We start from the raw sequence: 20,903 nt of genomic DNA, 5'->3' as shown, positions 1-20,903 counted from the left end.
ATGGATATTCTGATCCTTGGCGGCACCGGATCGTTGGGCCACAAATTGTTTCAGGTGTTGCGCCGGCAATTCCCGGAAACCTATTGCACGATCCGCGGCGCCGTTACTGACCGCCCGCTTCGGCAAGTGGAACTTTTCCAGAACGGCAAGGTTATCGAGAATTTTGACGCCACCGATTTCCCCGCGGTCGAGAAGCTCCTGCTGGAAATCAAGCCCCGGGTTCTGATCAATTGCATCGGAGTCATCAAGCAAAGGCCCCAAACCAGCGACATGGTTGCCAGCCTGACGGCGAATTCCCTGCTCCCGCATAAGTTGTCGGAATTCTGCGACCGCTGGGAGGGCAAGCTCATTCATTTCAGCACCGACTGCGTTTTCAGCGGCAAACGAGGAGAGTATCGCGAAGAGGATTTCTCAGACGCCGAGGATATTTATGGCAGGACGAAATATCTCGGAGAAGTCCGGGGCAGTTCCGCGATCACCTTGCGAACTTCATTCATCGGTCGGGAACTCATGCATCGCTCGTCGCTGCTGGAATGGTTCTTGGGCAGCAATCATGGCCGAGTGAATGGCTATACGAACGCCCTGTTTTCCGGTGCTACCAACATCTGGCTGGCAGACGTAGTGGCCGATCTGATTCAAAATCACCTGAATCTTTCCGGTGTCTACCAAGTCACCGGCCAAACGATCAGCAAGTTTGAGCTGCTATCATTGATTCGCGATGCATTCAAGCTGGATATAGTGATTCTGCCCGACCCCAGTTTTCGCTGCGACCGCAGCATGGTGGGGGAAAAGTTTGAGCGAGCTACGGGGCATTCCTGTCCGCCTTGGCCCGACCTGATCGACCAACTGGCGTCAGATACGACTCCTTACGAGAAATGGAGGGAATTAGAGAGATGAGCCTTTTTACGGACAAACGAATCCTAATCACTGGTGGGACGGGGTCCCTGGGGAAGGTTTTGGTGCGCCGATTGCTTTCCGGGGACAAAGGAATTCCCGCCAAGATCATTGTGTTTTCACGGGATGAAGCCAAGCAGCACGAGATGAGGCTGGAGTACCAACACCGCACCGCCGCCACCGATGAGGTCATTTATCACAACTTTCAGCAACGGCTCGAATTCCGGATTGGAGACGTGCGGGATTTTCACTCCGTGGCCGCAGTACTGCGCCAGGTGGATATGGTTTTTAATGCAGCGGCGCTGAAGCAAGTGCCCACCTGCGAGTATTTTCCATTCGAGGCCGTGCAAACAAATATCGGCGGGCCAGAAAACATTATCCGCGCCATTCAGGAACATGACCTGCCCATCGACACGGTGGTAGGAATCTCCACCGACAAGGCTTGCAAGCCAGTCAACACCATGGGCATGACCAAAGCCATCCAAGAGCGGCTATTCATTCAATCCAACCTTCGGCGGCCCGCAACGCGCTTCATCTGCGTTCGGTACGGCAACGTGCTGGCCTCGCGTGGCTCGGTTATTCCTCTCTTTCTCAATCAAATTCGAAACGGAGGCCCGGTAACTCTGACTACCCTGGATATGACGCGATTTCTATTAAGCCTGGAGGACGCAGTCGAGGTCATCTTTGCCGCCGTGAAAGAGGCTCGAGCGGGAGAGACCTACATTCCCCGGGTTCCCTCGGCTCGAATCACGGACATCGCCAAGGCCCTAATGGGGAATCGCAAGATTGAGACCAAGGTCTCTGGCATCCGTCCAGGGGAAAAAATCCACGAAATTTTGGTCAACGAAGAGGAAGCAACACGCACGTTGGAACGCGGAAATTACTATGTGATCGAGCCGCTGTTGCCGGAGCTCAGCGTCCCGCTCGACGGACCGCGTCCTCTACAAAAAGAATACAGTTCCGCCGATGCCGTAATGCCGTTTGAGGCGGTACAGGCTCTCTTGCGGCAACACAAGCTGATGCCGGAAGATTCGAGGCACGAAGCGGCGGAGGTGCTGCGTTGAAAATTATGACAGTACTGGGCACCCGGCCGGAGATTATCCGGCTCAGCCTGGTCATCAAGCTATTGGATGAACATTCAGAGCATCTGCTCGTCCATACGGGCCAAAACTATGACGATCGATTGAACGAACTGTTTTTCCGGGAACTAGCTATCCGGCCACCGAATATCTTTTTGAACGTGCGCAGCAGTAGTTTTGGCGAGCAAGTTGGGCAGATCCTTTCCAGGATCGAGCCGGTATTCCGGGAACATCGCCCCGATCGTATTTTGATACTGGGGGATACCAACAGCGCATTGAGTGCGATTGTGGCCCGCAGGCTGGGTATTCCCGTATATCACATGGAGGCAGGAAACCGCTGCTTTGATTTTCGCGTTCCGGAAGAGATCAATCGCCGGATCATCGACCAGATTAGCTCGGTTCTGATGCCGTACACCGAGAGGAGCCGGGAGAACCTGTTGCAGGAGGGAATCCCCGGCAATCAGATTTATGTTACGGGGAATCCAATTAAAGAAGTGATGGACCATTTTTCGGAACAGATTGCCGCCAGCTCCGCCCTTCAGACCTTCGCCGTTCAAGAGAAACAGTATTTCCTGGTTACCATGCATCGCGCCGAGAACGTTGATCTCCCGGAACGCCTCGGCAGTCTGATAGACTCCCTATCCCTGCTGCACAAGCAGTACGGGTATCCCTTGATCTGCTCTCTGCATCCGCGGACTCGCTCGAAAGCGCAGGAGTTTGGGATTGACTTGGAACGGCCTGGTTTGCGCTTTGTCGAGCCACTGGGGTTCTTCGATTTTGTGCGCCTCGAGCAGGGAGCATTCTGCTTGCTGACCGACAGCGGAACGGTTCAGGAGGAGAGTTGTATTCTGAAAGTCCCCAATGTTACCATCCGGGATGTGACGGAGAGGCCCGAAACGATCGAGCGTGGATCTAATCTGTTGGCTGGCTGCGAACCGCTAGCCATCTGCAATGCCGTGCAGTTTGTGACAAGTCAGGGCGGGAATTGGGTGCCTCCGCAAGAATATCTGGCTCCGCATGTGGCCTCAACGGTCTGCCGAATTGTGCTGGGCTTCCGCTGATCCGAGTAATCTTCCTCGCCAATCTGTGCGCGGCTGCCTCCAACCGGCAGCCCTCTACCCAACAGGAAACCAGGGATCATCTCAAGACGAAGGATTAACAAAATTATCTAGCGGCTGGCCGAATTCGCCCCTTAAATTGGTATATTGAGCAGCCAAATCTGGTATGAAAATCCTGCTACTCGTCGATTGCTACTTCCCCAAGATCAGCGCAGGAGCGAAACTGATCCACGATCTCGCGGCCGAGTTCGTCCAACAAGGTCACGAAGTAACCATACTAACGCCGCTCGAAACCATCTCCGTGTCCTTCGAGATAGAGATAAAAGACCGCGTGCGGGTGGCGCGAGTTCGGACGGGCAAAATTAAGGGTGCCCGTAGACTATTTCGTGCGTTTCAGGAGTTTCGACTTTCTTGGAATATCTGGAGGCGGGCGGGGCCCTTCCTGAGAGCAAACCCTGCTGATCTTATAGTCTTTTATTCGCCGTCCATTTTTTGGGGACCGCTGGTCAAACGCCTGAAATCCATGTGGAAGTGCTCCGCCTATTTGATCTTGCGCGACATCTTCCCGCAATGGGCGGTCGACGCCGGCCTCTTACACAAGGGATTGGCGTGGCGCTTCCTTCGCGCGAAAGAGCTTGAGCAGTATCGCGCCGCAGATATTATCGGCGTGCAATCGCCTGCCAACCTGGATTACTTTGCAGCCGCGTTTCCCCACATCCAGCTTCGAACGGAGCTGCTTTACAACTGGACGGCGCTCCAGGAGACGGACCTTCCAGCGACCTCCTACCGCAAGCAGTGGGGACTGGAAAATAAAATTGTGTTCCTTTACGGCGGTAATATTGGCGTGGCGCAGGATATGGATAACATCATCCGCCTGGCAGAGAATCTCTCCGCGGAGAAGCACATCCATTTTCTCCTGATCGGCAGTGGGAGCGAGGAGGAGCGGGTACAGCAATTGATCGGCACCCGGCGCCTTCAAAACGTTCAGATACTTCCAGCGTTCGAACCAAGAGAATATCTCGCAACCCTTTCCGAATTCGATGTGGGCCTAATCTCGCTGGACCGCCGCCTGACCACTCACAACGTGCCGGGGAAACTCCTGGGATATTTATATTGCGGCCTGCCAGTTCTGGCGAGTCTGAATCCCGGCAATGATCTTTTCGCCATGTTAGAGAACAATCAAGCGGGCATTTGCCTCCTGAATGGTGACGACGTGGGCCTGACCGCCGCAACCCTAAGACTGTCCGGTGATCCGCAATTGCGCGCATCCATGGGCCGAAACGGGCGGCGATTGCTCGAATGCTCCTTTTCGGCGGTGGCGGCGGCCCGGCAAATTCTTGGTCATTTCGTCCCCGTTTTGGAAGTGCCCAGGGACTAGAACCAGTTGCGAGATTTCGCTGGTTCGGATAATGTCACGTTCAGGATCATGATGCTTGCTCAAATCACAGCTTTTCTTGGCGCGATAGCCCTGTCTGCCTTCCTCACTGTGTACGTCCGGGATTTCGCAAGGGCACGCGGCTGGATGGACCTGCCCGTTGGCGGCCGCCACTTGCATCTGCTCCCCGTACCCCGTCTGGGAGGCGTGGCGATCTTTCTCAGTTTCGTGGCCGTGACTGGAATATCGCTGCTGGCGTCCCGCACCCTTGCCTCTCCGGCGCTTATTTCACCATCCGGTTTCTACCCTATACTTGGCCCTGCCACACTGATCTTTATCGTGGGATTGTACGATGACATATTTGGGGGTAGTCCATACCAGAAGTTTACCGTTCAGGCCATCGCCGCAATTTGGCTGTATGTGGGGGGCATCGGTATTCACCGCTTGGATATGTTGGTGGAAGGAGAAATGCTGCGCACCCTGATCGGATTACCCTTGACGATATTTTGGGTGCTGCTCATTACCAACGCCTTTAACCTGATTGACGGGCTGGATGGTCTGTCGGTGGGCTCTGCGCTCTTTACAACCATGGTTCTGTGCATCCAATCCCTGCTGTCTGACAATTTTTCGATTGCCTTTCTCGCCGTCGTCCTGGCAGGAGCAATTCTCGGTTTCCTGCGCCACAACTTTCACCCCGCGACAATTTTCCTGGGCGATTGCGGGTCTTTGTTTATAGGCTTTCTTATTAGTGCGTTGGCCTTGGCCGGATCCCAGAAATCGACAATCATGTTGGCGGTAGCGATCCCTGTGATCTCCTGCGGGCTGCCGATATTGGATGTTGGCATCGCCGTCCTGCGGAGATATATGAACGACAAGCCGCTCTTCGGCGCCGATCAGGATCATGTCCACCACAGGCTTCTCAAACGCGGCGTGTCCCAGCGCAATGCCGTACTAATCCTTTATGCCGTCTCCGCGGGATTCGCGATGCTCAGTCTGGCTCTGTTCCACGGCGGGATCACCGTGACCATGGTCGTCTCTTTAGCAGGAATCGGCACATATTTGGGACTCCGCCATCTGCGATATGAGGAATTCGTCGAATTGCACCGTCTGGTCCAACAGATCTTCCGGCAGAAAAGAATCATCAAGAATAATCTAAGTGTGCGCCGGGCGGCGCAATCATTGCAGACCGGTGAGGGAACCAGCGAGATTTTTCAATTGCTAGCCGAAACGCTTCGCCCCCTCGGCTTTAGCCGATTTGTGTTGAAACTTGCCCCGCCGGGTACTTTACCGGAACCTTTGCCGGCCACCTTGATTCGAATTGGCGAAGGGGAAGTCCTATGTAACCTGACCGTTTCCGCCCCTTCCACGCAAGAGTGGGAACTTAAGCTTGCGCTCACGACTGAAACTTGCGATAACATCGGGACACTTACCGTACTACGTCCTTACGATGCCGGGATTTTACTGCTGGACATCAATGTGTTCACCACCCTCTTCAATGGCGCGCTGGGGGAGGCCCTGCAGAGACTATCCCACCGCATTCAATACGCTACCAAGGATTGAGATGGGAGTGGAAAAGGGTTCCGTATGTCTTCCTGTTGGTTACTGTCCCATCCTTCGGTAGCCTAGCCCCCGCCTGCCGGGCGAATCCGAAGCAAAGCAGCAAATGCCTTTAATCCAAGTCGAACCGGGCGAAGAAGGTAATACAGGAAATTTAACGAAACTGGCAAACGGCACAACGCTGCGTCCCGAGGAGTGGGAACCAGCAACCGCCGGAAGAAGAACCGGATTTTTGCGACGGGAGACCTCACCAGACTCATGCACAACAAGGTGTTTTGCATCGGGGTCGGAATCTCCGGGGCGGTGAAATAGCGGTGCAGGTTTTGAAGATCCGCCGGGGAATCCTCCTGTACGTCAAATGCCGGAGGGGCCGATGTGCCAAGCAGCCCTCGGCAGATGATTAAGGTCTGCTCCACAACTCGTTCCCAGCCCATTTGTACGGCTAGATTGCGAACTTTTGTCCAGTCAAATTCCTCTCTCTTGCAGAGTTCATGGATGTCCACAAGCCATTTTAGACAGCCCCATCTGTGCCGAGCCGCATGAATAACCAAGAACAGGAATTCCCATTCGTGGCTCATTCGGAACGCCGGCGAGCCATGGAACTCGCAAGCCTCAACCGTTTTCCAAACTTCCGATGCGCTTCCTGTCTCCGCCGACATTTCCCATAACAATCCACAATGAAGTTCCACCGGATAAACCATCATTCGGGTTGCGCGAATCATCGGAAACTCATAGGTATTTCGTGTAATCCGGTCCGATAGAAAATCCCGCGAATACTGCGCCGCATAACCCCTTGCCGCCAGCAGATCGTATGCGGCCGTCAGTTCCGGGCGAGGAACTAAAATATCAATGTCAGCGCACACGCGGAAGCTTCTGTCTCCGTATATTCGCTCGGCTAGGGGCAATCCCTTCAACGGTAGCGCCGCCACTCCCGCCTTCTGCAAGGAGAGCAAAATTCCAGCCATTTCTTCAGCTAACAGTGTGTTTCTGAAGGCATTTGTTCGGTAGTGGGCTTCCAGCAATCGTTGCGTTTCCTTGGGAACCTTCGAATCCCCGTATTCCCTCAAGTTCCTGTAGGGGCTGGGATAGATTTGGTGCTGGAGTGCCCGTGCCACTACGCGGTTCCAGTCTAACGGACGGCCAAGCAATTCTTTTAGCCGATCTTTTTCGGAGGGAGTTTGCCTTCCAACAGCGGCTAAAAGGCAAAGCCGATCTTCATCTGTCCAGGTGGGTTGCATTCAGAACCAAGTGGCGGCGGTGCTCCGCACAATCCTTCCCGTGCAAGCTTACCTGCCGGCCTCGCCCGGCGCCAGCGATTCATTTCCCGTCATTCGACCGGGCGATAGCCCCGCGAGCCCCGCAGCATACCGCATCAGCGACCTCAAGTTCGGCTTTCTCAACGCACTTTGGCAGGGACAAGTCTAGCGATAGCCGCATTATGCCTTCATGATTCCCAGCGGCAGCCATTTCCACTCCCCTCCGTTTCTGGTTAGCCTAGGAAGACCTACTTGCAATTGGGACTTGTTTCCCATTCCAATCGGAGGCAGCATGGCGGATAATTGAGTTCCAGTTACGATTCGAGGGCTTCCCAGGGAGAAGCCCGTGCAATTCCAGGAGCGCGAAGTTAAAGCCTTTAACTGCTCGCTGACCGAGACGCTCAGATGAAACGCCCGCTAATGAAGACTGGCGCTTATTGCTTGCTACGACTCACTCCGGGGAGTGAGACTGCTTCCCCCCGCTGCAGCATCCGGCGGTTGCAACCATAAATTCTACGAGGAAAATTCCAATGAACAGAAACATCGCCTATCTCGCCTCTTTGGTATTGATTCTGATCCAGCTTTCCGTTCCGCCTCGAACAGCTTTCGCCGCCGAAACAGCGGGAGTTGAACCCGTGAATGTGGCGATAGTGCCGCATCTGGTGCCTTTTTCCGGAGTCCTGCAGGATGATGCAGGCGTGGCGGTGAATGGGGCTAAGGGGGTTATGTTCTCTCTCCACGCCGAGCAGACGGGCGGGACGGCGCTGTGGATTCTAAAGGCATGTATGTCTCCCAGAAGACTCCCGGCACCTTTGAAGTTCGAGAGAATGGTGGGGGTGCCTCGACCGCGACCTTCGACTATCGCATCATCGGTCGCCGCAAGGGGTATGAATCGCTTCGTATGAAGGAATTCCAGATGCCGCAAGCGGCGCCTGACGGCCCTCCCAACGCGGGTGGTGCCGGTAGAGATAACGGAAGAGGCCGACGGCCTTAGTTCTTATTAACTGGCATAGAGTAATTGTGGCGAGCGGAGGCTTCCATGCAGGTGGAGATTGTCGATCTGAGCAAAGTGCCTGGAGTGCAGAACAGCCTGTGCTACGGCATCGCGCGCACCAATCAGATGGCTGACAAGAAGGCGCAGGAGTATCACACCGAGCAGTCACTCTACGTTTACTTTCACCTGCCCGCGGGCTCCACGCAGGAGCAGAAAGACCGCACGCAAGACACGCTGCGCCGCCGCTATCTGAAGATGGCTCCCGACACCAAGCTGGTGGACAAGATTCAGGATGTGCCCGACAACGTCCCGTTCGTGATGGGCACGCGCGGGGCTTCCCCGCAAACCCGCGCTGAGGTGGCGCGGCGGCAGGGTGCGGGGCAGCTAGAAGTCATCATGGACACCACCTGCCCATACGTCACCACCCAAGAGACCGCCGCGCGCAAGCTGCTCGATGAGGGATATCAGTTAGTGTTCTGCGGATTGCCCGAGTATCACGGCCTGCCGCGCCTGCGCGGTCTGGCGCAACTCTACGACAAGGAAGTCCACGTCGCACATCGCCCTGAGGATGTGGCGAAACTGCCGTTCAAGCGCGTGACGCGCATCGGCGTGATCCTGCAGACGACCTGGCACATGTCGCTCGCTAAAGACGCCATCGCCGAGCTGGTCAGCACCTTCCGCGAAGTGCGCGTGATGGACACCAGCTGCATCGACTCGCTGGCCCGAGTCCCCGCCGCGCGCAAGATCGCGGAGGAGAGCGACGTGGTGGTGCTTGTGGACATCGGCAAAGTTGCTAGATATCTCGAAGAAGAAATCGAAGAAACCGCGCGCCGCGCCGGCGTTGGCAAGTGCGCCACGCTGCATCGCATCGAAAACAAATCCCAACTCCGCCCCGAATGGTTCACCGGCGCGCAGAAGGTAAGCATCCTCGGCGGCATCAACGTCCACCACGCCGTGCTCGAAGAAGTCGCCGCCAGCATCCGCGGAATTGCTGCCCAGCCTGCACTCTGAACTTTTCCTCTTGACCTCAAACTCAATTGATCTACAATGTGCGCAGAACGGTTGCAGGCGTACGCGCCTAACTGTGTCCGGCCCGAATCGGTTGACAGTGTGAAAGGAGTCTTTATGCTTCGTTCTCTTTTGCAGGTGGCGATTTTGCGGATGGCGTTGCTGCCGTGCTGGGTGATGGTGTTGCTGATTGCGGTGATCTTCCCTGCCCACGCGCAGCGCACGGTGCAGGCACCCGAGGAGTTGGTGAACTATCCCGACATGATACTGCACAACGGCAAGGTTGTCACCGTGGATGATTATTCGCTTTCCAATTCGCTGGGTCGCACGGTGCAGGCGATTGCCGTGCGCGGCGACACCATCCAGCGGCTGGGCAGCAATGACGAAATCCTGCGCCTGGCCGGGCCGCAGACGCGCAAGATTGACTTGAAGGGCCGCACCGTGGTGCCCGGCCTGATTGACACGCACCAGCATCTGCACGATGCAGCGGTGGATTATTGGGCGAAAGCCAACCCCTCCAAGATCGAAAGCGTGCGCAAGCAGTTCTCCGTTACGGGAAAAACCTTTCAGGAGATCACCAAGGGCATCGAGCTGGTGGTGAAAGAGCAGATGGCGCGGCCCACGCCCGGCCAGTGGGCCTGGATCGATCTGCCGGTGGACGGCTCCGGCATCGGCATCGGCGCGGACTACCTCATCAAGAACGGCATGGATCGCAAGCAATTGGACGACCTTGCCCCCAAGCTTCCGGTGTTCATCGGCGCGCATCCGGCGTTCCTGTGGAACACCGCGGCGCGCAACGATTTTTTGCGCCTCTATGAAGTTGAGCCCACCGACGACAATGAGCAGTCGGCCATCACCATATCGACCACTATCGGACGCTCGCTCATCTCCGACCGCTATTTCGACACGCACATGGACGAGCTGGCCAGCGTCATTGCTGAGCACCTGACCTATCCGCCGGCGGGCGGCTTCACCACATTCAGCTCGCACATCGTGGGCCTGCGCAAGATGCCGGCCTACATGCGTCTGGTGCGCGAGGGCAAGATGCCCATGCGCCTGGCGTTCTCGCACCGCTTCTGCCAGCAGGTGGAGACGGACATCCCCGGCTGCTTCCTGCGCATGGGCGACTGGGCGGGCCTGGGCAGCAAATATTTCTGGAATGTCGGCCTGACGCTGGGCGGCATCGACAATGGTCCGCCGGCCATCTGCACCACCTATGAAGCGCCGCCGGAAGACAAGGCCAAGGAGGACTGCATCCTCAAGCCGGACAATTCCTACTGGAAGGCCATCTATTCGGCGCTGCGCGCGCGCTATCGCTACGTGGTGAATCACCTTTACGGCGACAAGCCGCTCGACTATGTGATGGACATCATGGAGCAGGTGATGAAGGACAACCCGGACATCTCGCTCAACGAAGTGCGCGCGATGCGGTTGAGCGCCGACCATTGCGGCTTCTATCCGCGCACCGCGCAACTGCCGCGCATGGCCAAGCTGGGCATCATGATCAGTTGCGGCGCGGGCACGCTGACGCGCAGCTTCCCGTACCTGAAACTCTACGGCGAGGACAAGGCCAGCAACATCTCGCCCATCCGCAAGGCGCTCGACGCCGGGGTGATGACCACGCTGGAAGTGGAGGGACTCGACTACCGCGGGGCGCAGGCTGAGCCGCCCTACCTGGGCGCGTCCGCGCTGGTTACGCGGCGCAACAAGAACGGCATCATCGTCGCGCCCGAGCAGGCCATTGACCGCGAAACGCTGCTGAAGATGTCCACCGTGTGGGCCGCGTTCTTCGTGCTGCGCGAGAAGGAACTGGGCACGCTGGAGGTGGGCAAGTTCGCCGACCTGGTGGTCTTCAACAAAGACTACCTCACCGTCCCGGTCGCGCAACTCGGCTCAGTCTATCCGGTGATGACCGTGCTGGGCGGCAAGATCGTGATCCTGCGCGAAGAGTTTGGCAAGGAACTCGGCATGGCCAACGTCGGCCCGCAGGTGAAATACACCTTCACGGAGCGGAGTGCCGAGTAGCTCCGGCCCAATCATTGGAGTTGTACGGATAAGCGAATGAAGATGTGGCGCCTGGCCCACTGGTGAATCTAGTCCTTCACCACGGATCGGGCTCGTGCCAGGAGGGAAGCTGCGAATTTCGCAAATACCAGTTCAGGATTTGATTCCCGGTAGTGACCATTGGGACCATCCGTGGAAGTGGAAAGCAGCAGACAGGTGGAATCGTATAATCTTTCGCGCATGAGTTTGGTAAGCAGAATCTCGTAACGCTGGACATATGAAGATTCGACAAATTCCGGGAACACTTTGAAATGGGGCTCCACCACCTTGACCGGGCGAGTTGAGCCCGACGCTTCCTCGATCAGCATTAGATAGCCCGGCCAAGGGCGCGACGAAGGCTTGAAGGCTCCTTCGCGATACGCAGCCCAGATATCCGCCGCATTTCCGATGGCTTCCTCGCTGCGGTTATTGAAATTGTTTCCGAACAAACCCACTTGGGATTTGAATTCCGCGGCGGCGAGTAACTGGCCATCCACCACTACCAACAAGTCCCATCTTTTCTCGGAGCGGTACCAACCTGGAAGTTCCATATCCGTGCTGCAATGAACATCCTGCTCTCTCAACCCCGCATCGATCAGGATTCCCCTGATCATATTTACGAACCCATCCATCTGACGCCCGCCAGTCACTGCCGCGCGTGCTCCCGCATCGCGCGTGCCGCTTTTGGTGCCTTGCCGCCTGGACTGCGCCGCGCGTGTTTTCCAGAAATGCCGTACTGCCTTGCGCAAATGCGATTTGAAGTCAGAAGAGAGAGTCATATTGTCAGGTGGTAGCGGTGGTGTGAACAGTTGCCGTGCCGAATAGCGAGGAGGTTTCTCGGGCGATTCGATTCTGAGCCAGCTTGAAGTAATACGGATCAATCTCGAATCCAACGGAATTTCTGCCCCACTTCGCCGCTGCCACGGCGGTGGTTCCCGTGCCCATGAAGGGGTCGAGAACCGTATCGCCAACAAAGCTGAACATGCGGATCAGCCTCTCGGCAAGCTCCAAAGGATATGGCGCAGGATGATCCTTCGTGGAGGCGCCGGGCAATCCCGTCCAGATTTGCTGAAACCATTTCTGATAGTTTTCCGCTGAAATGAGACTCAAGATGCGCGTAGGAATATCTGGCGCCCGGTAGCCGCCGGGTTTGCGTTCCATCAAGATGAATTCAATATCATTCTTGATTACGGCATTCGGCTCGTAGGGTTTTCCTAGGAATGATGAACCATTCTTCACTTCATAAGCAGCGTTGGAAATCTTGTGCCAGATGATTGGAGCAAGATTATCAAATCCAATCTTGCGGCAACGCTCCTGTATCGATGCATGGAGCGGGACTACAGTGTGCCGACCGTCATTCTCCCGGCGCGATAAACAAACATCGCCCACAATGCAGATCAGGCGACCGCCCGGCACAAGAACCCGGCAACAATGTTGCCAAACCCTATCCAGTTCGGCGAGAAATGCATCATAGTCGGCAACATGTCCCAGTTGGCCATCTGAATCCCGGTAATTCTTCAGCGTCCAGTAAGGGGGAGAGGTGACGATCAAGTGAATGGATTCGGCAGGAAGTGAATCCATTGCTCTGGCGTCGCCATGACAGAGAGTGTGAGTTGTGGGGATGCCTTAGACAGCCGATTCGATCAATCGAACCGCATGTGCGTCCTTGGCAAGCGCAGGTATGGCCTTCTGGTCATACTTCGCTAATCGGACAGCATCGGGGACATATGTGTCCAGAGAGCGAACGGTTTCCACTGGGTCTGGAGCGTCAGACACTCTTCGAGCAGAAGTTGCCATGTGCCTAGTATCAAGATGTCATTCTGCCACGTCAACTTCCAAACAGACAGCGTGGCCCAATTACCGCCGTCGTACGTCCACGGTGCGCACGGTGCCGTTGTCAAAGTTGACGGAGCAGGAGAAGATGAACTCCTCGACGCTCCCGCCGCGGCGGCCGGTGGCGTCGCCGATGATGGTGTCGTTGCGGCCGGGGCGGTTGTCGAGGCGGGCGTGCTGAATCTCGGCGTTCGAGTAGCGGTAGTCGCGGTCAATCGCCGCGCGGACCGAAGCGGTGCAGATGCGGGTCGCCTCCTCCATGCCCATGCGCATGGGCATATTGCGTTCCCCACGATCATAGCCGGGCTGGTTGCCATCGCTGTTGCGGCTCTCCGGCGCCGGATTGCCCGGACCGCCTTGACCAAAGCGTCCGCCGTCGCGCCCGCGATTGGGTCCGCCGGGGCCGCCGAATCCACCAGGCTGGCCGGGGCCGCGTCCATCCAGCATCCAGCTCAGGCGGAAGACATAGCGGGCGTCGCCGCCCTGCGCATCGCGGATGCGCACCACGGCGCGGAAACCGGTCGGACGGTCGGGCGGTGCGAGCAACAGCATTTCGCCGCGTCCATCCAGTTTCTCGAAGTTGAACCTCTCCACCAGCCGCGCCGGCAATAACTCATTGCACTCGGAGCCTTCGTCGCGCGCATCGCGCCCGCCGATGGTGCGCACCTGGACGCGGTCCAGGCTCACGCTGACCTCCACTTCGCCATCCACGCGCAGCCGGATGTCGCACTGCCCCTTGCCCAGCGGGACATCGGTGCGCGTCATCTTGCGCGTCTGAAACTCCGTATCGGCCCGCGCGGATCCCGGCGCGAAAACGACCAACGCCAAGGCCAGCGAGGTGAAAAACAACGGACGATACTTCCGGAAGTTGTTTGGCATGATGACCCTCCGCAATGATTCTATCAGTCTACGAGATGCGGGTAGCGAGGATTGTGCTGCCTGCTCACGATGGCTGAATTGGAACGGAACCACCGGGGGAAGCGATTAGCTTCACCGCCTGTGGCTGTTCAAGCGAAGAGACGGGGTGGCGGGAAACGTCCCGCAGTGGGCATGTGCAGAAATTGATTCTGAATCAGCGGGTTGAGACCCCCTCCATTATTGTTTTACAATCGATTTCTAGGGGGTAAGGAGACATTTTCTATTCCCTCAAACACCTACAGTTTTAATTTCTTCACATGTGCCGGGCCATCATTTTTGTCCCTTTCCGCAAAGAGCCGCTTGACCGGAGTGTACCAATAATGATACATTCGCTTATGAATCCGGGACTGAAGCGTCTGCCCGCTCATTTCTTTCGGCTGGATAGTGGCCGCGAGCCGGTGCGGGAGTGGCTCAAGAAGCTGAACCTCGAAGACCGCAAGATCATCGGCGAGGATATTAAGGACGTTGAATTCGCCTGGCCGATTGGAATGCCGCTGGTGCGCGGCCTGGGCAATGGACTCTGGGAGGTCCGCAGCAACCTGACCGGCGGCAAGATTGCTCGCGTGATCTTTACGGTCGAGCCGGGCGCAATGGTGCTGCTGCACGGCTTCATCAAGAAGACGCAGCAGACGCCGCGGCGGGATTTGGAACTGGCACTGAAACGCAAGAAAGGAATTGCCGCATGAAGAAGAAAAATGTTGGCTCGTCTTTCGATAGCTGGCTGCGCGAGGAAGGCATCTACGAAGCAGCCACTTCGGCGGCGATCAAGCGTGTGCTGGCGCGGCAGATCGAGAGCGCCATGAAAGAGCGGAAGCTATCGAAGTCCGAGATGTCGAAGCGCATGCAAACCAGCCGCGCCTCTCTGGATCGACTCCTCGATCCCGACAATGACGGAGTAACCCTCAGCACTCTGCGGAAAGCCGCCACCGCCGTCGGCCGCGAAATCCGCCTCGAACTGGTTTAGTAACGGAGAAATCGGAAACGCGCCCCGTCTACCCAGATTTTCTCAAGAGGTTTATACTTTCGATGGCAAATCTGTATTCTGTCCAGTTTGAAGTCAACCCTGCCAATGAACAAAAAGCAGTAGACTTGTCAACTGATCTCCAGACCCGTGTCGCCAACTGGGTGGTGGAAAAGTATGGCAGGTCTTGGAATACCCCGTGTGCTTTCCCGCCAGAGAACACGGTCGCTGAACCGTTGGTAGGACATCCCATTCATTTCTCCCGAGATGCTGTCGCCGGAGGGGCACTGGTTCGTGTTCGCTGGATCCATCCAGATGAAAAAGATGGATCAATGCTCTGGACCACCGACATCGCTCTCGGCTGGCTGGATGACCGGATCCAATTCTCCCTTCAGCTTGGTGCAGCTTCGATGTCATTCGTGGTGAGACCAGCGTGGCTAACGATCGGACGTCCAGGGATTGTCACGGAAATCCTAACGAACTACTCGTGCTGGGCTGGACCCCGCCCGATCCCTTCTAATAAACAAGTGGTTGAAGCCCCGGATGTGCCGACTTTCGTCAATGAGATCCTACTCGATGACAAACGGACTATTCCGGTTGTGGTCGTGTCCCATGACAGGTTCAGCGATCGGACTAACGTCGATGCAGATCGGTTGCATCGTGCGCTTCTGGGATTTGCACATGTAGCAGTATTCAACAAATGGGCTGCCTTCCGACTCACTGACAGCTTGGGCAAGACTCTTTCGTGTTTCAACGGCTGCGTCCGAATCTATTGGCCTGGCCTTACACGAAAGTCAGATCCGATGAAGCATGAACTCTACTTTCCTGTTCAGATCGAGAAATTTGAATTCTCAGGAAAACCTCTCGAACGGCGGCTGTTTTCCTTTTTGTCGAAGGTGTCGGTATTCCGCTTCGCCGACGGAGAAGTGATTCGCGCGATCCAGGCGCGGATTGACGCTGAACGGTTGACCGAATCCGAGCGAATTCGTAAGCAGATTCGGCAGGGAGCGAGCGACGCACACACACTTCAGGAACTGGAAGCCCTCCAAGAAATGGCGATGGATGAAAACGCGTCACTCCTTGAGCGAATGAAGCAATTAGAGAAAGAAAAATCAGAATTGACGATCGAGTTGCACGCGGTCAAGTCAAATTGGAGTGTATTCCAGCAGTACCAGGCGCTTAGCGTCGAGGACGAACTTACGGCGGCTCAGGAGTTGGAGGAAATCGAGCTAGAATCCGCGCTGGATGCTCTAGGGCAGGCCGAGCATGAGTTCGGCTGAGATCTCCTGATCCTTGACGCCGCCAAGGACTCAGCCGGCACTTCTGAGTTTGCCCGTCCCGAGGAAGTTTACCAGGCACTCATGGCGATTAGAGATGTCGGGAACCTGTATTTCGACTCCGTCCGTACCTGTACATCAATGGGCGGTTGGGCCGAGCAGCTAGACAAGCGTGGATTTACACAATACAAACAGACCGAGAGTGACACAGTCAAGAACGACTACCGCAAGTATGGGCGGTATCGGGAATTCACAGTGAACGGTTCCAAGAGGAAGATATACCAGCACCTCGATCTAGGTGGCGGAGACCGGAAGAACTGTCTTCAGATCTATTTCGAGGCAGACCGAAAGCTCAACAAGATCATAATCGCGCACTGCGGGGAGCATCTCGACTTTCCCGGACAGAGAACCTGATTTACAGTGAAATGGGAAAACCGGGAAGCCGGGGACAGCCGAGAGTCTGTAGCGCGGGAGTTTCTAATCCACTTCGCGGGGGGCGGTGTAGCCTTCGCGGGCGCGGACTTCGTACTTCAGTTCCTTACGCTTTTCGTCCACGATCTTCAGCGGCTTGCCATCCACATCAACCAAAGTGACTTTGATTTTGCGGAGTTTGCCGTCTTTCGAGGTGTTGGTGGGCGAGTAGCTGAGCACATACTCATTGCGCAGCGCGGCGGAGATGTCGCCGAAGATGCCGGGAAATTCGCCCTCGAAGCGCGGCAGATAGGCTTTGCCGCCGGACATGCGCGAAAAGGTGCGGAGCTGATTGTCGGCCTGCAAGAAGCCGATGCTGGTGGGCGAGTCGATGGCGCCGCGGCCTTCATAATACAGCCGCACGGCCTGCCCGGTGCCGATGGCGTAGATGGGCGTGTCGGAGGCCTGCACCTGCTTCAGCACGGCGTCGTAGCGCTTGCGCGAGAAGGTGTCTTCGCCGCTCGAGATCAGCACGATGGCCTTCTTGCCGTCAATGTCGTGCATGCGCTCGACCGCCTCGCTGACCGCGTCGAACAGATTCGATTCACTGAAGCCCGGCTGGTTCAGCGTTTGCAGTGTGCCCAGCGCGGCGGCCTTGTTTTTGGTGAAGTCGAGCAGGATGTCGGTCCGCAGATCGTAGATCATGATCGCGATCCAGTCCTCCGGCTTGAGTGAGTTGACGAAGCCGAAGGCGGCGGTGAAAGTATCGTAGAGAAACTCGTAGTACTTGCTGCTGAACTCCATCACCAGCACCACGGTCATGGGTGCTTCGCCCGCCGAGACGCGCTTAATGGTCTGGACCACGCCGTCTTCTTCCAGCTTGAAGTTCTCTTTCTTCAGCCCGGGGATGAACATCCCGCCTTTTTCCTGCACCACGACGCTTATGTTAGCTTCGTTAACTTCGGTGCGAATCTGGAAAGTCTCGTCGGGATTTGGCGGCTTTTCTCTCCTAGGAGCAGGCTCGGGAGCCTTGGGCTTGGGTACGATGACGGTCTCGCCGACGCCGCGGCTGGGTCCGCCGGAAGGAAGCTGCGCGGCGGCCCGAAATGGCAGCAAGGAAGTTAGCAGGACGATGCCTGCGAAAATGACGACCAGTTGTCCGGGTTTCTTCATAACGCCGCGCTCCCTTAAAAAAGAGGAATCCACACCGGGCTAAGTCAGCCTCATAGTACTATGGATGCGGATCATTGTCAGTATGATGCATCCGCTGGAATTGAAGCCCAATAGCCAAATCTAAAAACTGCTGATAGGAGAAAAGACTTATGAAGACTCAGCGACTTCTGGTTGTCCTCACGGTTGCCAATTGCGGCCTTTTGGTGGTTCAGTTGCCATAGGTCCGGCCGGTGGAGGCGCAAGACATTGCGCCAGTGCTCCGTGCTCGCATGCTGGAGATAACGGAAGAGTTCGGGCGGGTATAAAAGTGCATCCTGAAGATAAAGCGAACAAAATGCCCAACGGTAAACCTTACCCGGACACCGTGATGTTGCGGCTCAGTGATCCCAAAGGGCGACCCGAGGTGCAACTCGGAGCGTCGGAGCTGGGCGCAGGCTTTGGCTTGATCGGCTATACGGACGAGACCCAGGTATTGCTGCAAGCGGATGGCCCGGTTAGTTTATTGAAACTGGTAAACAGGGACGGGAAACAACGATTGATTCAACCGTAGAGATTGGTCGTGGAGTTTGGCGAAATCTGAAATGTGCGGGATAGCAAACGATGATAACCGTCAGATTTGCAAATGGAGAAGAGAAGCAGTTCCAGCGGGATGCGGCGGCTCTGAGCGGCCCGGTGTTTGTTCTCTACCGGCGGCGCCGAGGGAAGCTGGAAGTTTCCGATGCCTTTTCGGCGGATCAGATTGAGTGGGCGCGACTTCCCAACGGGGATATGGTCATGGGGAAGGCGCTGGCAAAGCCCAAATAACACGGTTGCGACAGACCATGGATCGAAGGCAGGCGGCGAATGAAATTGAATCCAGTAGCGCGGTGAGATGACTATGCGGCGAACAAAAATCGTATGCACGCTGGGGCCGGCCACGGCTAGCCTCGAAAAAATACGCGAGCTGGTGCGCGCCGGCATGGACGTGGCGCGGCTGAATTTTTCGCACGGCACGCATGAGGATCATGCGCGCGTGGCGCGGCTGGTGCGGCAGGCGGCCAATGAGCAGGGCAAGACTGTCGCCCTGCTGCAGGACTTGTGCGGCCCGAAGATTCGCTCCGGAAAATTTAAGACTCGCAAAGGAGTGGAGCTGAAGAGCGGCGCAAGCGTGCTGCTCACCTCGGACAACATCGTCGGCAGCAGCCAGCGCTTCGAGATTTCCTGCGAGGGGCTGGCGCGCGACGTGCGCAAGGGAGACCGCATCTTGATTGATGACGGCTTGATCGAGTTGCGCGTGCTGGGCAGCAAGAAAAGCGATGTCCAGGCCGAGGTGATCACCGGCGGGCTGCTGCGCGAGCGCAAGGGCGTGAACCTGCCCGGCGTGAAGCTGCGTGTCGAGTCGCTGACGCCGAAGGACGAAGCCGACTTGCAGGCCGGCATCGCTATCGGCGTGGATTACGTGGCGCTGTCCTTCGTGCGGCGCGCCGCGGACGTGCAGCGTCTGCGCAGTCTGCTGAAGCGCGCCAAGGCCAACATTGCCGTGGTGGCCAAGCTCGAAAAGCCCGAGGCGGTCGAGCATCTGGACGCGATTCTGGCGGTCAGCGACGGGGTGATGGTGGCGCGCGGCGACCTGGGCGTGGAACTGCCGCCAGAGAAAGTCCCGCTGGTGCAGAAGAAAATCATCCAGGCGGCAGCCGCGGCGCGCGTGCCGGTGATCACAGCGACGCAGATGCTCGAGTCGATGACCGTGCATCCGCGGCCCACACGTGCCGAGGCCAGCGACGTGGCCAACGCTATTCTCGACGGCACGGACGCCGTGATGCTCTCCGGCGAGACAGCCAGCGGCGCATACCCCATTGAGGCGCTCGAGATGATGGTGCGCATCGCCGTTCAGGCCGATCAAAGCCGCCAGGACACCTGGTCGATGCGCCGCCAGCACCGGCTGGAGGATATCGCCGAGACCATCTGCGAGACGGTGGTGCACACCGCCCAGATGCTGAACGTGCGAGCCCTGGTGGCTTTCTCGCGTAGCGGCTCGACGGCGCGACTGATCTCCAAATACCGGCCGCCGCGCCCGGTCTACGCCTTCTGCGACGATGAGGCCGTGGCGCGCCGCGCCGCGCTCTACTGGGGCGTGACGCCGTTCATCATGCCGCTGACGCTCGACAGCGAATCGACGCTGATCGAGGCCACGCAAGTCCTGCTGCACAAACGGCTGGTCGCTCCCGGAGATATCCTGGCCGTGGTCGCCGGCAATCCCGCCAAGCCCGGCCAAACCGACCGCATGCGCCTGGTCCGCGTGAGCGCGTAAGGGTCTACTGGCAACCCGCACCGGCTGTCATCCTGAGCGTAGCGAAGGACCTGCTGTTCCTGCTTTCGCAGAGTAAAGCAGGTCCTTCGCTACGCTCAGGATGACACCTAACGCAGGCACTCCCTCAGACCGTTGAGAAAGGTATACAAATGGAACTTCATCGTTTTTCGGAAGTGCGAGCGGACGGCAAACCTTACATTGAGTTTCTGCGCACGGGGAAACTCAGCGCTGGCGTCTACCGCTTGGCCGCCGGCGCTGCGGACCCGCAGCAACCGCATGGCGAGGAAGAGATTTACTATGTCGTCTCCGGCCACGCCCGGTTTCGCGGCGGCGAGCGCGATGTCGCGGTCGCGCCCGGCAACATCCTGTTCGTACCCGCGCTGGAAGCACACCAATTCTATGAAATTAAGGACGAGTTGGAAGTGCTCGTGTTCTTCGCGCCGCCCGAGCGAACGAAGATGCTGTAAGCAATCTCCAGGATCATCCCGGTGACTTGATTTACGCTGCCATCGTTGGGTGGCTAACTTGGTTTGCTTGAATCACTCCAGCCGGCCTGCTACCATAGCCCTACGATGAGCAAAAAAGCTGTTCTTGAAAAAGAAACCATCCTGCGAATCGGGAAAGAACCGGTTGTCATCGTTCCTCTGAAACTTTGGCAGGAAATGCAGGACCGGCTCGAAGACCGGGAGGCGCTCGCCTCCCCCAAATTCCTGCGCCGTATTAGCCAGGGCCGCAAAGCATCCGCAGCCGGGAAGCTGATCTCTCCATTCCGATAG

Annotated in this window: 21 protein-coding genes and 1 pseudogene; 17 read left to right on the top strand and 5 right to left on the bottom strand. The window is 57.1% G+C overall.

The window, feature by feature from the left end:
• The 5 genes from EXQ56_09865 to EXQ56_09845 form a co-directional block, all read left to right on the top strand.
• A partial coding sequence (locus EXQ56_09865; protein MSO20748.1) for an SDR family oxidoreductase occupies positions 1-897 on the top strand: 897 nt, incomplete at its 5' end.
• Positions 894-1,958, top strand: coding sequence for an NAD-dependent epimerase/dehydratase family protein (locus tag EXQ56_09860; GenBank protein ID MSO20747.1), 1,065 nt, complete (start codon positions 894-896; stop codon positions 1,956-1,958). The genes EXQ56_09865 and EXQ56_09860, both read left to right, overlap by 4 nt.
• Entirely contained in the window at positions 1,955-3,034 is a 1,080-nt protein-coding gene (locus tag EXQ56_09855) for a UDP-N-acetylglucosamine 2-epimerase (non-hydrolyzing) (protein MSO20746.1), read from the top strand. The genes EXQ56_09860 and EXQ56_09855 overlap by 4 nt, the downstream gene beginning before the upstream one ends.
• A 163-nt stretch (positions 3,035-3,197) precedes the next feature.
• Positions 3,198-4,409, top strand: coding sequence for a glycosyltransferase WbuB (locus tag EXQ56_09850; protein ID MSO20745.1), 1,212 nt, complete (start codon positions 3,198-3,200; stop codon positions 4,407-4,409).
• A 48-nt stretch (positions 4,410-4,457) separates the two neighbouring features.
• Positions 4,458-5,966, top strand: coding sequence for an undecaprenyl/decaprenyl-phosphate alpha-N-acetylglucosaminyl 1-phosphate transferase (locus EXQ56_09845; protein ID MSO20744.1), 1,509 nt, complete (start codon positions 4,458-4,460; stop codon positions 5,964-5,966).
• 62 nt (positions 5,967-6,028) lie between these two features.
• Here the strand turns inward: EXQ56_09845 and EXQ56_09840 are convergent, their stop codons facing one another.
• Positions 6,029-7,201 carry a hypothetical protein gene (locus EXQ56_09840; protein ID MSO20743.1) on the bottom strand — a complete coding sequence of 391 codons (1,173 nt, stop codon included), beginning with the start codon at positions 7,199-7,201 and terminating at the stop codon, positions 6,029-6,031.
• 784 nt (positions 7,202-7,985) lie between these two features.
• On the opposite strand from EXQ56_09840, the gene EXQ56_09835 reads away from it, so the two are divergent.
• Genes EXQ56_09835 through EXQ56_09825 form a run of 3 tightly spaced genes read left to right on the top strand, consistent with a single transcriptional unit; the run spans position 7,986 to position 11,246 of the window.
• The gene (locus tag EXQ56_09835) at positions 7,986-8,213 is read left to right on the top strand and encodes a hypothetical protein (GenBank protein MSO20742.1); all 228 of its coding nucleotides are present in this window, start codon (positions 7,986-7,988) and stop codon (positions 8,211-8,213) included.
• A gap of 45 nt (positions 8,214-8,258) precedes the next feature.
• The gene (locus EXQ56_09830; GenBank protein MSO20741.1) at positions 8,259-9,224 is read left to right on the top strand and encodes a hypothetical protein; all 966 of its coding nucleotides are present in this window, start codon (positions 8,259-8,261) and stop codon (positions 9,222-9,224) included.
• Between the two features lie 36 nt (positions 9,225-9,260).
• A complete protein-coding gene (locus EXQ56_09825) occupies positions 9,261-11,246 on the top strand; it encodes a hypothetical protein (GenBank protein MSO20740.1) in 1,986 nt (661 codons plus the stop codon).
• A gap of 68 nt (positions 11,247-11,314) precedes the next feature.
• Here EXQ56_09825 and EXQ56_09820 read toward each other — a convergent pair whose 3' ends face one another.
• From EXQ56_09820 to EXQ56_09810, 3 genes and pseudogenes are all read right to left on the bottom strand, one after another.
• Positions 11,315-12,043, bottom strand: coding sequence for a restriction endonuclease (locus EXQ56_09820; GenBank protein MSO20739.1), 729 nt, complete (start codon positions 12,041-12,043; stop codon positions 11,315-11,317).
• Positions 12,044-12,047: 4 nt separating this feature from the next.
• Positions 12,048-13,061 (bottom strand): annotated as a pseudogene (locus EXQ56_09815) (site-specific DNA-methyltransferase).
• Positions 13,062-13,121: 60 nt separating this feature from the next.
• Entirely contained in the window at positions 13,122-13,976 is an 855-nt protein-coding gene (locus EXQ56_09810) for a hypothetical protein (GenBank protein ID MSO20738.1), read from the bottom strand.
• Positions 13,977-14,350: 374 nt separating this feature from the next.
• Between EXQ56_09810 and EXQ56_09805 the strand changes: the two genes are divergently transcribed.
• The 4 genes from EXQ56_09805 (at position 14,351) to EXQ56_09790 (ending at position 16,667) form a co-directional block, all read left to right on the top strand.
• On the top strand, positions 14,351-14,701 hold the full coding sequence (locus tag EXQ56_09805) for a type II toxin-antitoxin system RelE/ParE family toxin (GenBank protein MSO20737.1): 351 nt from the start codon (positions 14,351-14,353) through the stop codon (positions 14,699-14,701).
• A complete protein-coding gene (locus tag EXQ56_09800) occupies positions 14,698-14,979 on the top strand; it encodes a Fis family transcriptional regulator (GenBank protein MSO20736.1) in 282 nt (93 codons plus the stop codon). Before EXQ56_09805 ends, EXQ56_09800 begins: the two co-directional genes overlap by 4 nt.
• 62 nt (positions 14,980-15,041) lie before the next feature.
• Positions 15,042-16,256: a hypothetical protein gene (locus tag EXQ56_09795; GenBank protein ID MSO20735.1), complete on the top strand. Its 1,215-nt coding sequence runs from the start codon at positions 15,042-15,044 to the stop codon at positions 16,254-16,256.
• Positions 16,257-16,337: 81 nt separating this feature from the next.
• Positions 16,338-16,667: a hypothetical protein gene (locus EXQ56_09790; protein ID MSO20734.1), complete on the top strand. Its 330-nt coding sequence runs from the start codon at positions 16,338-16,340 to the stop codon at positions 16,665-16,667.
• Positions 16,668-16,730: 63 nt separating this feature from the next.
• Here the strand turns inward: EXQ56_09790 and EXQ56_09785 are convergent, their stop codons facing one another.
• Complete coding sequence (locus EXQ56_09785) at positions 16,731-17,837, bottom strand: VWA domain-containing protein (protein ID MSO20733.1); 1,107 nt, start codon at positions 17,835-17,837, stop codon at positions 16,731-16,733.
• Positions 17,838-18,171: 334 nt separating this feature from the next.
• Here EXQ56_09785 and EXQ56_09780 point away from each other — a divergent pair, with 334 nt between their 5' ends.
• The 5 genes from EXQ56_09780 (at position 18,172) to EXQ56_09760 (ending at position 20,903) form a co-directional block, all read left to right on the top strand.
• Positions 18,172-18,387 carry a hypothetical protein gene (locus EXQ56_09780; protein ID MSO20732.1) on the top strand — a complete coding sequence of 72 codons (216 nt, stop codon included), beginning with the start codon at positions 18,172-18,174 and terminating at the stop codon, positions 18,385-18,387.
• 50 nt (positions 18,388-18,437) lie between these two features.
• Complete coding sequence (locus tag EXQ56_09775) at positions 18,438-18,641, top strand: hypothetical protein (GenBank protein MSO20731.1); 204 nt, start codon at positions 18,438-18,440, stop codon at positions 18,639-18,641.
• Positions 18,642-18,708: 67 nt separating this feature from the next.
• Complete coding sequence (gene pyk, locus EXQ56_09770) at positions 18,709-20,127, top strand: pyruvate kinase (protein MSO20730.1); 1,419 nt, start codon at positions 18,709-18,711, stop codon at positions 20,125-20,127.
• A gap of 149 nt (positions 20,128-20,276) precedes the next feature.
• Positions 20,277-20,594 (top strand): cupin domain-containing protein, encoded by a 318-nt coding sequence (locus EXQ56_09765; GenBank protein ID MSO20729.1) that lies wholly within the window; start codon positions 20,277-20,279, stop codon positions 20,592-20,594.
• Between the two features lie 105 nt (positions 20,595-20,699).
• Positions 20,700-20,903 carry a hypothetical protein gene (locus EXQ56_09760; protein MSO20728.1) on the top strand — a complete coding sequence of 68 codons (204 nt, stop codon included), beginning with the start codon at positions 20,700-20,702 and terminating at the stop codon, positions 20,901-20,903.

This window comes from Acidobacteriota bacterium, assembly GCA_009691245.1.
GTDB lineage: Bacteria > Acidobacteriota > Terriglobia > 2-12-FULL-54-10 > 2-12-FULL-54-10 > SHUM01.
This window is presented reverse-complemented; position numbering and strand designations above follow the sequence as displayed.

Coding starts and splice junctions, on each gene's coding strand:
- EXQ56_09760 (MSO20728.1), top strand. CDS start 20,700: ATGAGCAAAAAAGCTGTTCTTGAAAAAGAAACCATCCTGCGAATCGGG.
- EXQ56_09805 (MSO20737.1), top strand. CDS start 14,351: ATGAATCCGGGACTGAAGCGTCTGCCCGCTCATTTCTTTCGGCTGGAT.
- EXQ56_09790 (MSO20734.1), top strand. CDS start 16,338: ATGGCGATTAGAGATGTCGGGAACCTGTATTTCGACTCCGTCCGTACC.
- EXQ56_09845 (MSO20744.1), top strand. CDS start 4,458: ATGATGCTTGCTCAAATCACAGCTTTTCTTGGCGCGATAGCCCTGTCT.
- EXQ56_09810 (MSO20738.1), bottom strand. CDS start 13,976: ATGCCAAACAACTTCCGGAAGTATCGTCCGTTGTTTTTCACCTCGCTG.
- EXQ56_09840 (MSO20743.1), bottom strand. CDS start 7,201: ATGCAACCCACCTGGACAGATGAAGATCGGCTTTGCCTTTTAGCCGCT.
- EXQ56_09820 (MSO20739.1), bottom strand. CDS start 12,043: ATGACTCTCTCTTCTGACTTCAAATCGCATTTGCGCAAGGCAGTACGG.
- EXQ56_09800 (MSO20736.1), top strand. CDS start 14,698: ATGAAGAAGAAAAATGTTGGCTCGTCTTTCGATAGCTGGCTGCGCGAG.
- EXQ56_09825 (MSO20740.1), top strand. CDS start 9,261: ATGTGCGCAGAACGGTTGCAGGCGTACGCGCCTAACTGTGTCCGGCCC.
- EXQ56_09850 (MSO20745.1), top strand. CDS start 3,198: ATGAAAATCCTGCTACTCGTCGATTGCTACTTCCCCAAGATCAGCGCA.
- EXQ56_09775 (MSO20731.1), top strand. CDS start 18,438: ATGATAACCGTCAGATTTGCAAATGGAGAAGAGAAGCAGTTCCAGCGG.
- pyk (MSO20730.1), top strand. CDS start 18,709: ATGACTATGCGGCGAACAAAAATCGTATGCACGCTGGGGCCGGCCACG.
- EXQ56_09785 (MSO20733.1), bottom strand. CDS start 17,837: ATGAAGAAACCCGGACAACTGGTCGTCATTTTCGCAGGCATCGTCCTG.
- EXQ56_09860 (MSO20747.1), top strand. CDS start 894: ATGAGCCTTTTTACGGACAAACGAATCCTAATCACTGGTGGGACGGGG.
- EXQ56_09765 (MSO20729.1), top strand. CDS start 20,277: ATGGAACTTCATCGTTTTTCGGAAGTGCGAGCGGACGGCAAACCTTAC.
- EXQ56_09830 (MSO20741.1), top strand. CDS start 8,259: ATGCAGGTGGAGATTGTCGATCTGAGCAAAGTGCCTGGAGTGCAGAAC.
- EXQ56_09780 (MSO20732.1), top strand. CDS start 18,172: ATGCCCAACGGTAAACCTTACCCGGACACCGTGATGTTGCGGCTCAGT.
- EXQ56_09795 (MSO20735.1), top strand. CDS start 15,042: ATGGCAAATCTGTATTCTGTCCAGTTTGAAGTCAACCCTGCCAATGAA.